The organism is Nitrospirae bacterium CG2_30_53_67 (assembly GCA_001873285.1).
Classification (GTDB): domain Bacteria; phylum CG2-30-53-67; class CG2-30-53-67; order CG2-30-53-67; family CG2-30-53-67; genus CG2-30-53-67.
Map to the genome: position 1 here is coordinate 1 of MNYV01000016.1, position 10,943 is coordinate 10,943.

General features: G+C 52.0%; 9 protein-coding genes and 1 pseudogene. 6 read left to right on the top strand and 4 right to left on the bottom strand.

The window, feature by feature from the left end; translation table 11 throughout:
* The 4 genes and pseudogenes from AUK29_00645 to AUK29_00660 all read right to left on the bottom strand — a co-directional run bounded on the left by AUK29_00645 (window position 1) and on the right by AUK29_00660 (window position 1,986).
* Window positions 1-594: pseudogene (locus AUK29_00645) on the bottom strand (energy-dependent translational throttle protein EttA).
* A 521-nt stretch (window positions 595-1,115) separates the two neighbouring features.
* Window positions 1,116-1,307 (bottom strand): hypothetical protein, encoded by a 192-nt coding sequence (locus AUK29_00650; GenBank protein ID OIP66445.1) that lies wholly within the window; start codon window positions 1,305-1,307, stop codon window positions 1,116-1,118.
* Window positions 1,297-1,659 carry a hypothetical protein gene (locus AUK29_00655; protein OIP66446.1) on the bottom strand — a complete coding sequence of 121 codons (363 nt, stop codon included), beginning with the start codon at window positions 1,657-1,659 and terminating at the stop codon, window positions 1,297-1,299. Before AUK29_00655 ends, AUK29_00650 begins: the two co-directional genes overlap by 11 nt.
* Before the next feature lie 24 nt (window positions 1,660-1,683).
* A complete protein-coding gene (locus AUK29_00660) occupies window positions 1,684-1,986 on the bottom strand; it encodes a hypothetical protein (GenBank protein OIP66447.1) in 303 nt (100 codons plus the stop codon).
* Between the two features lie 674 nt (window positions 1,987-2,660).
* Here AUK29_00660 and AUK29_00665 point away from each other — a divergent pair.
* The 6 genes from AUK29_00665 (at window position 2,661) to AUK29_00690 (ending at window position 10,570) form a co-directional block, all read left to right on the top strand.
* Window positions 2,661-4,142 (top strand): hypothetical protein, encoded by a 1,482-nt coding sequence (locus AUK29_00665; GenBank protein OIP66448.1) that lies wholly within the window; start codon window positions 2,661-2,663, stop codon window positions 4,140-4,142.
* On the top strand, window positions 4,139-4,891 hold the full coding sequence (locus AUK29_00670) for an ABC transporter (GenBank protein ID OIP66449.1): 753 nt from the start codon (window positions 4,139-4,141) through the stop codon (window positions 4,889-4,891). Before AUK29_00665 ends, AUK29_00670 begins: the two co-directional genes overlap by 4 nt.
* Before the next feature lie 343 nt (window positions 4,892-5,234).
* On the top strand, window positions 5,235-6,968 hold the full coding sequence (locus tag AUK29_00675) for a hypothetical protein (protein OIP66450.1): 1,734 nt from the start codon (window positions 5,235-5,237) through the stop codon (window positions 6,966-6,968).
* A gap of 543 nt (window positions 6,969-7,511) precedes the next feature.
* Entirely contained in the window at window positions 7,512-8,459 is a 948-nt protein-coding gene (locus AUK29_00680; protein ID OIP66451.1) for a glycosyltransferase, read from the top strand.
* A 32-nt stretch (window positions 8,460-8,491) separates the two neighbouring features.
* Window positions 8,492-9,763 carry a hypothetical protein gene (locus tag AUK29_00685; protein ID OIP66452.1) on the top strand — a complete coding sequence of 424 codons (1,272 nt, stop codon included), beginning with the start codon at window positions 8,492-8,494 and terminating at the stop codon, window positions 9,761-9,763.
* A gap of 489 nt (window positions 9,764-10,252) precedes the next feature.
* Window positions 10,253-10,570, top strand: coding sequence for a hypothetical protein (locus tag AUK29_00690; GenBank protein ID OIP66453.1), 318 nt, complete (start codon window positions 10,253-10,255; stop codon window positions 10,568-10,570).
* The last annotated feature ends 373 nt before the right edge of the window (window positions 10,571-10,943 follow it).

A 10,943-nucleotide genomic window follows, 5' to 3' on the forward strand; every position in this document is an offset into this window, starting at 1 on the left:
CGGCTCGTCAAGGAGCAGGATGTCCGGATTCTGAAGGAGGAGCCGGCAGAGCGCCACGCGGCGCTTCTCTCCGCCCGATAGGATTTTTACGGGCGTGTCTCCTGCCGGACAACGCAGGGCATCCATGGCCATCTCCAGCCGTGAGTCCAGATCCCAGGCGTTCAGCGCATCGAGCTTCTCCTGCACCTCCCCCTGACGCTCGATGAGTTTGTTCATCTCGTCGTCCGATATGGGCGCGGCAAACTTCTCATTGATCCGGTTGTATTCCTGGATCAGGTTCACGGTCTCCTTGACCCCTTCTTCTACAATCTCACGGACGGTTTTTGTTTGATCCAGCCCGGGTTCCTGCTCAAGAAAGCCGACCGTATGGCCGGGTGAGAGCACGGTCTCGCCGTTAAACTCCTTGTCCACGCCGGCCAGGATGCGAAGGAGCGTGCTCTTGCCTGATCCGTTCAGCCCCAGGACGCCGATCTTTGCGCCGTAAAAATAAGAAAGATAGATATCCTTGATGACCGGCTTCTTGTCGTAATACTTGCTGACCCCGACCATGGAGTAGATGACCTTGTTCGGTTCCTCGCTCATAAGTTCGGACATCCTCCATCATGTTGTGTTTTGTGTCAGGATACCATATAGAAAAAGAAGATGAGATGCAATATATTTTGAGTCATCAACCTCCGGCAAAGCCGGAGGCTTGACGTTTGCCGGCTCCTCAAAGGGGCCTATTCGCAAACGGTTAAAAACACCCTCCCCTCCATCCCCTCCCATCCAGGGAGGGGAAGCCCACTGGCAGTTCCCTCTCCCCTTGTGGGAGAGGGCAAGGGCGAGGGGTAAAGCATTTCGGTTAACTGCATACTCCCGGAATGGCCAAACTCTGGGAGTCTCCCGGCAGAGCCGGGGGTTTACCTAAATGCTAATCAGCTTCTTGTGGACCGGAGATGAGTCCGGCTCAGGGCTTCAAGGCATTCTTTCCATCAGGGCAGGGCATTGAACTCATCAAGGGTCCTGCAACGCATGGCGGGATTCGTCTTTTTTTCTTCCCCGATGTTTGAAGTACATATCACACACCAGGCTTTGATGGATCGTTCAATCCGTGCCGTCATCTTTGATTTATTACTCTACAGGTGAATCAGGTGGCCAGGCGTTTGGACGGTCTGCGTTTGCAGGACAGAACGCTGGACCGGAAAATCAAGTCGTTGGAAAGTGAGATAAGAAAATTGTGCAATGTGTAGGTCTGACCCCACATGACCCATGTACAAATCAAAAAGAACCGGGAAAGCGAAGAGGGACTGTGGGGTTCTATTCTCCATAGATATGGATGGTTTCATCTCTCCATATACCGAGGATGTTTTTGATCTCCACGTCTGCGAAATAGACTTTTTTCAACCCATGTTTCTTAGCGATATCGCCGAAAGCATTGGATTTGAGCTTGGCGTAGAGACCGTAGCCGGAAAAGGGCTCGTTGATCTGAAGGATCTTTCCGGCGGCTTGATGGGCCGAGGCAGGGGTGTTGTCGAGGTTGATCGTATAGGGGATGCGGATGTGGGTGTAAACATAACCGTTCAAGACGCTGTTTCCAGCCCTCCCGGTTATACCCGCACAACCGGCCATGAGGGCGGACAGCAAGACAATGATTGGAATGAGTGTTCTTTTATGCGGCATATGAGATCATGCTCCCTTGCCTGATCAATCTCCGTAAACCACCACGGTCCATTTGGAATAGAGTCCGAAGAGCACTTGAACGACCTCCTGGTCCGCATGTCTCATGACCTTGATGTCTCCGTTCTTTGCTGCGGCGGCATAGCTGGCGTCCCCCCATGATACGAGCCATAAAAGGCTGTAGGCGCTGGCGGTCCCGCTCTTGGTCCCAAGTTCCGTCAGGTTGAGATCGGCATCGTAGGGGGTTTTGACATTGACATAGGCACAGCCGCTGTAAAAGAGAAGCATGGTGAACAGGATGATCAGAGTCATGCCGCGTTTGATGTTCATAGGCGTTTTTCTCCTCTGCAAAAGACCGTATTGTTGAATTCTAACCACAGAGCACACAGAGAACACGTATGATTCCCTGTTGATCTGATAAAAGTATAATAGGGGAAGGCCTATGGCCTGTCAATGAAGATTTGTGCATGTTGAATGAATTAAAGGTTTTGCTCATGATGGTTATTTAAACGTAATTTTTAGCATAGAGGCAGCGGTCATCTTAAGGAATAACGCAGAAATTTTCGGTATATCCGGATCGTGTTTCAGTCCGCCTAAAAAACCTCTTGTATTACATTGAGAATATGGTATAATCATTTAAAAAGATAGATGTTTAGTAGGATTGCAAAAGGAAGGTTAAATATTGTCATTCTCCGGCTTGCCCCGCTTGTCCCGATCTATCGGGACGGTTTACCGGGCTTGCCCTCTTGCCCTCGGCTTGCCGGGGCGGTTTACCGGGGTTCGAACGGAGAATCCACCCTTCGACAGGCTCAGGGTGACAATTGTCATGATGAGCTTGTCGAACCATGGATTGCCCGATCGGGCCTGCCCTCCGACTCCGACCGGGGGGTCGGGCAATGACGACTCAATTGCTGGAGCTTTGGTGATCGCTTGATCAATCATCAAGTCGGGCAATGACGACAGAGGAAAAAGGGGCAAGGCTTATGTCGGTTCGGTCGTTTCGATTGCTGACCTGCGGGATTGTCGCTGCCTGGGTTTTTGTTTTTTCCCTGCTTATTTACCGCCATTATGTTTCCGGAGTGGCCATCTCGCCCATGCAGAAAATCAGCGGCGATTTCTTCAGGATCCATGACCAGTGGTTCGGTCTTTACCTCTCCCGGAAATCAGAGACAGGGGAATACAAGGAAAAGATCGGACATCTGCACTTCACCACGGAGAAGATCGGGAACGAATACCGTTTTGTCCAGCACGCGGAGATGACCCTGAACCGGAATGGAAACAAGGAAACAGTCAGGGACGACCTTCGCTGTCTTTCGGATGCCGGATACCGGGTCAAGTCATTCGACTATGAGAGCGATGTCGATGGGTCGTCGTACAAGGCGCACGGTGAATTTAAAGACGGCCTCATGGTCATGTTCATGGAGAAAGGCGGAGAGCACCGGGCCGTCAACAGGGAGATGAAGGAGCCCCCGTATTTCCCGCTGACGGTCAAGGCCGCCCTTTTCGAGGAGGGGCTTGTCATGGGGAGGAAGGTTCAGTTCGCCGTGCTTGACTTCCTAACCCTGAATGTGGTTCAGGGCACAGCCGAGGTGGAGGATATGATCCCGGTCAAGTCGGGCATTCAGGTTTATACGGCCTATCGCGTCACCCTGTCTTATCCAGGGATGAGAGACCGGTTCTGGATGAGTGAGGCCGGGGTCACGCTGCGTGAGGAACTTCCCACAGGGATCCTGGTCATGTACGAGACGGAGGTGATGGCAAAAGCGGCCCTGAAAAAGGGGGTGTTTTTTGATTACCTGATGCTCCCCACGGTCAAGAGCAATATCGTGATCTCGGAGCCGTCCAAGGTGAAGGGGATGACGGTCAGAATCGAAGGTATTGATCCTGCGCGATTCCCCGCGCTCAATGGAGACGATCAGACCGTGAACGGGGATAGGGTCGAGATCCGGCGTTATACCGAGGAAGAAGTCAAGAAAGATACTTATGATCTTCCCTACGCAGGGGACGACATGAAACCATACCTTGAACCGACGCCCTGGGTGCAGAGCGATGATCCGAAAATCAAGGAATTCTCAAAGGCTGTTCGGGGCGGTTTGACGGACGCGGCCCTGGTGTCCGGGAGTCTCACGGGAAGGATGTACGGTTGGATACAGGCACAGCCGAGCGCCCTGATTCCTACGGCTCTGGATGCGCACAAATACAGGGCCGGTGAGTGCCTGGAGTATACGGTTTTGTACACAGCCGCGGCCAGGGCCGCCGGCCTTCCGACCCGCATGGTTGCAGGCCTGGTTCCGGTCCGCGGGCTCTTTTATTTTCATACATGGGCCGAGGTCTGGATCGGACGGTGGGTGCCCGTAGATCCGACACGGGGGGAATGGCCGGCCGGCGCCGCACGGATACGGTTTGTCACGGGCGGCATGGAAGATCTTCTCGCTTTTATCCGAGAGATCGGTAAGATACGGATCCAAGTGTTGGAGGTCTTATGATCACCATCAATCATGTTGTCAAACAGTACGGAGGTTATACGGCCGTGGACGGCCTCTGTCTTGAACTCAAGGAGGGAGAGATCTACGGACTGCTCGGTCCCAACGGCGCCGGCAAGACCACGACCATCAAGATGATCATGGGGCTTTTGAAGCCGACCTCAGGGACCATCAGGATCGCCGGGTATGACATCCAGAAAGAACCGATCCCGGCCAAAAAGATGATCAGCTACGTGCCTGACCGGGCGTACCTCTATGAAAAACTGACGGCATGGGAATTCCTCCGTTTCATTGCAGGACTCTATGAACTGGATGATCAGACCTTAAAGGATCGGGGGCAGGAACTTCTGAAACTTTTCGAGCTCGAAAAATGGCAGGATGAACTCATCGGTAACTTCTCGCACGGGATGAAGCAGCGCCTCTGCATGGCTTCGGCATTCCTCAGAAAACCGAAAATCCTGATCCTGGACGAGCCCACGGTGGGTCTCGATCCCAAGGGGGCGAGGCTTTTAAGGGAGATGATGCAGTCTTCCAGGGACCACGGGATGACGATCATGATGTCCACCCATATCCTTGAGATTGCGGAGAAGATGTGCGACCGGATGGGGATCATCCTGAAGGGAAGGCTGATTGCGGAAGGGACCTCCGAAGAAATCCGGCAGCAGGCCAGCATGAGCGGCAGAGGGCTGGAGGATGTTTTCCTCCACCTTACCGGCGGCGAGGAGATGGCGGATCTGATCAAGATCCTGTAGTCACGGTCATTGTCATTCCCCGACTCGATCGGGGAATCCAGATGTCGTCCCACGGCTTGACCGGGGGAACCAGGTCGTAATACTGGATCATCCGGTCAAGCCGGATGATGACGAATCAATGATGCTGTCATTCCCCGACTCGATCGGGGAATCCATGGTTCGACAAGCTCACCATGACAATTGTCACCCTGAGCCTGTCGAAGGGTGGATTGTCCGGTCGGGCCTGTCCTCCGACTTGATCGGGGGACCGGACAATGACAAACAGCCTATTAATATCCGAGGAATTCTCTGTGTTCTCCGTGGTTAGGTTTTGAAAATACTGTAGTCACGAGGTGGAGAGACCATGAAAGAGATCCTGATTTTGCTTGCGCCCCAATGGTGGGCATTCAAGAACCGGATCCTCAGGTTTGACCGGACCCTCTACTTCAGAACCTTTTTCCTCCTGATTTTCGGCGGAGGATTCTGGGGGGGGAGTATCGTTCTGCTGAGCCATGCCTTGTCCCGTCTTCAGAGCCTTTCCCCGGATGCCGGGAGGATCCTCACCTTGAAGGGGCTCTCGCTTTTTATCCTGATCAGCTTCTTCATCCTGATGTTCAGCGGGATCATCACGGCCATCAGCCGTTTCTATCTTTCCCAGGAGCTCCCCATGCTTCTTTCATTTCCTGTCTCACGGGGGAAGATCTATGCGGCGAAGTGGATCGAAACCCTGATCAGCGCATCCTGGATGGTCCTTCTTTTCGGCATCCCCGTGTTCTTTGCCTTCGGGCTCCAGTTTCTCGTGAATGCCTGGTATTATCCCTGGCTCCTCTTTATCCTTGCGGTTTTCGTGACCATACCCGTAGGCATCGGGATATGGCTGACCATCCTGATCATGTCGGTCCTCCCCGCACGACGGGGAAAGAGCCTTTTCGTGTTTTTGGGGTTCCTGATCTTCGCGCTCCTTTATATGCTGGTTCGGTTCATGCGTCCGGAACGCCTGATCAATCCGGAATGGTTTGCCAACCTGACCATGTTTCTGGCCGGCATGCAGGCGCCGGCATCGCCCTTTCTTCCGAGCATGTGGGCCGCCGAAGCCCTGGGTCCCTTTTTCCATACCGGCGAAGGGACTCCCGTGTTTTATGCCGTACTCCTTGCCTCAACCGGGGCGGCCATGATGGTCTTCGGATACTGGACCTTTGAGGCCCTCTATGCCGCAGGGTGGCTCAAGGCACAGGAAGGAAAAAAGGTTTTCTTCACCCTGTCCGAGACGTCCGTGCAGAACCGGAGATGGCTTTCAATCTTCGGGATCTGCCGAATCATCCGGTTTTTGATTTACAAAATGTCCGGCAAAGTCAGACGCGGCCTGTCCGAAAAGGATATTCTCCTTTTCATCCGGGATGAAGGGCAGTGGTCTCAGATTCCGTTGCTTGTCACCCTGATCGTCATCTACCTGTTCAGCATCAAGGCCCTGCCTCTTGAATGGGGGACGCTGGTGGGGCTGGGCATCAAATATATGGTGGCCTTTCTCAATATCGGACTTGTGGGTGTCGTGATGGCCTCGATTGCCGTGCGATTTCTGTATCCTTCCGTAAGCCTGGAAGGAAGGGCCTTCTGGCTGATCCGGACCGCGCCGATCAGCATCCGGACATTTCTCTGGAACAAGTTTTTCGTCAATTTCATCCCCATGCTCTTTCTGACTCTGTTACTGACGGGTATCTCCACGTTCTTTCTCCATGTCAAGACCTGGATGGTCATGATCAGTATGGGCACCGGCGTTCTCCTTGCCGCATCCATCACCGGGCTTTCCGTGGGCATGGGCGCCGCCTATCCGAACTTTGAGGCGGAGAACCTATCCCAGGTCTCAACCGGCCTTCGCGGGACCTATTATATGCTTCTGGCCCTGCTTCTGATCCTGAGCACCATTGCCCTGGAGTCCGTACCCACCATCGGGATTTTTTTAGGCGAGGTCTCCAAGGAAACCCTCCTGACACGCGCCAAGGTGGTCATCGGGCTCTTTTTTGCCGCAGTTTTGCTTCTGAACATGCTTTTTCTCTATCTCCCCATGCGGATCGGAGAGCGCAGGCTCGAAGGTGAGTAAACGGATCTCTCATTCTTCGGATCAAGTGTAGGGCAGGCTCTACGAAGCTTGCCTTGCAATATAGCCTTGCATAAATGAGGCTACATATTGTCCATATCGTCATTCTCCGGCTTGACCGGAGAATCCATGGTTCGACAAGCTCACCATGACAATTGTCACCCTGAGCCTGTCGAAGGGTGGATTGCCCGATCGGGCCTGCCCTCCGACTCCGACCGGGGGGTCGGGCAATGACGACAGGGTGGACAAGATTAAGTATACTATGCAACCTTAGATATATTATGTCGCTTTAATTATGTAATGATATAAAGTGGTATGCAGGGAGCAGAAATCCATTCAATATTATAAACTGTCATTCCTGCGGAGGCAGGAATCTATTTTCACTCAGAGTAACCCTATGAAATATTATTATGTTTACATATTGGAGAGTAAAAAGATCTGACCAATTTATTGTATTGTCTAAGCCAGGAAAATATTTTATAATTTAATAGGTTAGCAAGACTGTCAGGAAATTGTATCCGGAAATTTGGGCTGCAGGAGCGGCGAATGACTCAAAAGTTTGACCTATCCATCGTCATCCCGGTATTCAACGAGTCCGGAAGTCTTGAAGATCTCCTGAATTCTCTGCACGCGGCATTGGCCCCTCTTGCCCGTCCCTATGAGATCATCTTTGTGGATGACGGAAGCAGGGACGGCACGAGCGAGAAACTCGAAGCGCTTCACGCAAAAGACCCCATGGCCAAGGTCATCCAGTTGCGGGATAACTTCGGCAAGGCCGTGGCCCTGTCCGTGGGTTTCGAACATGCCTCCGGAGACATCATCTTTACCATGGACGGCGACCTGCAGGACGATCCTCAGGAGATTCCTCATTTTCTTGAAAAACTTGATGAAGGATTTGATCTTGTCTCGGGTTGGAAATTCAAGAGAATGGACCCGGTCGGGAAGACTTTGCCGTCCCGGATCTTCAACCGGGCGGTCTCTTTGATGACGGGGATCAAGCTCCATGATTTCAACTGCGGGTTCAAGTGCTGCCGGAAGGACGTGATCCGGAATATCCGGATCTACGGGGAACTGCACCGGTTCATCCCAGTGCTCGCCAGGTGGAAGGGATTCAGGGTTGCCGAAATCAAGGTGGAACATCATCCGAGAATTCATGGGGTGTCAAAGTACGGCATGGAGCGCTTCACGCGGGGGTTCCTGGACCTCCTGACCATTCTTTTCTTGACGCGTTATCTTAAAAGGCCCCTCCACTTCTTCGGCGGCATCGGACTGCTCTGTCTCATCCCCGGCATGGCATTGAGCGCCTTTTTTGCCGTGCAGTGGCTCCTCGGATATCCCATGCATGTCCGGCCCCTCATGGTCTTCGGCTGGGTGGCGATCATCATGGGGATCCAGTTCATCTCCATGGGCCTGCTCGGTGAGATGCTGATCCATTCGATGCATGCCGACAGGAAGAAAGAAGACCCTTCGATCATTATGAAAAAACTCATATGAAACATCCACGAGACCTGGGCTCACAAAGAGGCATGAAAATTTTCCCCCTCACCTTTATCCTCTCCCTAACGGGGAGAGGAAATAATAGTAGTGGAAAGAGGGATGTAAACGACCGAGTCCCCTCTCCCCTCTGGGGAGAGGGTGGGGGTGAGGGGCATTCCCATCTGAAGATCTGTTATTTTGGGACCTATGAGAAGAATTATCCGAGAAACAGGGTCATCATTGAAGGACTCCGAAGAAACGGGGTGGAGGTGATCGAATGCCATTATCCTTTATGGGAGAGAGAGCATCACAAAACCGGCGGGTATCTTTCATTCATCAATCTGACGCTGCTCAGCTTCCGGCTCCTGTGGGGGTATATCCATCTCTGCTTCCGGTATTTTCGGATCGGACCATTCGATATTCTCATGGTGGGGTATATCGGTCAGATGGATCTTCTCCTGGCAAAGTTATTAAACCTTGTGCATCGGCGGCCTCTTGTGTTCAACCCTCTGATCTCCCTTTATGATACCCTTGTCCTTGACCGGGGGATTTTTCGGGAAAGGTCGGTTCTCGCGAAACTCCTTTATTATCTGGACAAGTGGTCGATGAAACTTTCCGACCTTGTTATCCTGGACACGGATACGCATATCGAACATATCGCCGCACTTTTTCATGTTGACCGGAAGAAATTCATCAGGGTTTTCGTCGGGGCCGAAGAGAATCTATTTTACTCGAGACAAAGCGCCCCCATGCAGGACGGGGTGTTCAGGGTCCTTTTTTACGGGAAATATATTCCCCTTCATGGGATCCATCATATCCTTCACGCGGCCAAAGCGTTGGAGGGGAATCAGGAGATCCGATTTCAGATGATCGGGAAAGGCCAGCTCTCTCGCGAGATCCGCGAATTGGCTTTAAAGCTTGAACTCAGGAATATCGAGTTCATCGAGTGGGTGAGATATGAAGAGCTTCCGGGATATATCCATCAGGCGGATGTCTGTCTCGGGATCTTCGGAGATACGGACAAGGCGCGGCGGGTCATCCCCAACAAGGTCTTTCAATGCTTGGCCATGGGCAAACCGGTGGTGACGCGTGCATCCCAAGCCTTCTCGGAATTGTTGACCGGCGGACACGATGTCCTTTTCTGTGAACCGCCATATATCCAGTCTATAAAGGAATCCATTCTGCGGCTGAAAGAGGATGCTGAACTTAAACGCCGACTCTCAGAAAATGCATTGGAGTTATTCAGGGGTCATTTGGCCCAGGCAAAGCTGACTGCCGGATTGGCCGAGGAGATCGGAAAGAGGTTTGCGTGCAACTCCTAATTTTTCAACACTCTGATGTTTGGGATTTATAGTTCGTCATTCTCCGGCCTGCCTGTGCGTGTCCGCACGCAGACAGATCTGACCGGACTTCAGATAATAGACGAATACCTGTCTGCCATTGTACAGGCAGGCCTATTAAACGGTTTTACACTTTGTCATTGTCCGGCTCGACCGGACAATCCAGTTTCTTTAATTGTTTAAATTTCCCGGTCAAGCCGGGGAACGGCGTCTGGATTCCCCGATCAAGTCGTGGAATGACAGAGGGTGGTGCGGAGAATGACAGGGTTTGTAATCGTGGAATGACAGGACATCATTGTTTTGTCATTGCCCGACCCCACGATCGGGCCTGCCCTCCGACTTGATCGGAGGGTCGGAGGGCATGCTTGATCGGGCAATCCAGTTCCTTGTTTCGTCATTCTCCGGCCTGCCCTCTTGCCCTCGGCTTGCCGGGGCGGTTTACCGGGGCTCGACCGGACAATCCAGATTTATATGGAAAAGAGTTATTACATTTACATATTGGCGAGTCAGCGAAATGGTACTTTGTATATTGGAGTAACCTCTGATTTGATAAAGCGTATTTGGCAGCATAAGAATAAATTAGTGGAAGGGTTTACTGAAAAATATGGTGTAGATAAACTTGTCTATTATGAACAGTTTGAAGACGCAGAATATGCTCTCAATAGAGAGAAGAGATTGAAAAAATACAATCGAAAATGGAAAATGGATATGATTGAAAAGTTGAACCCGGATTGGAAAGATTTGTATGAGGAGTTAATATCTGGATTCCCCGATCCAGTCGGGGAATGACAGGGGGTGGTGCGTGGAATGACTGGGTTTGTAATCATGGAATGAGACGACATCGTTGTTTTTGTCATTGTCCGGCTTGCCCTCGGTTTACCGGGGCTCGACCGGACAATACAATTCTTTGTTTTGTCATTGCCCGACTTGATCGGGCAATCCAGAGAGGGGTTCTGGATTCTCCGGTTGGGTCGGAGAATGACAATATATAGCATTATTTGTGCAAAGCTATATAAGAGGTTGCACGATGACTCCTTCTTGCGATCAGGCAAAAAAGATGGCATGGGGCGAAGAGCCGGAATTCTTCGGCCCACGCCACTATTTCAGAGAGAGCATGATCATCCGGAATCTGAAGAAAAGGGTGCCGGGGCAATCGCGTGTC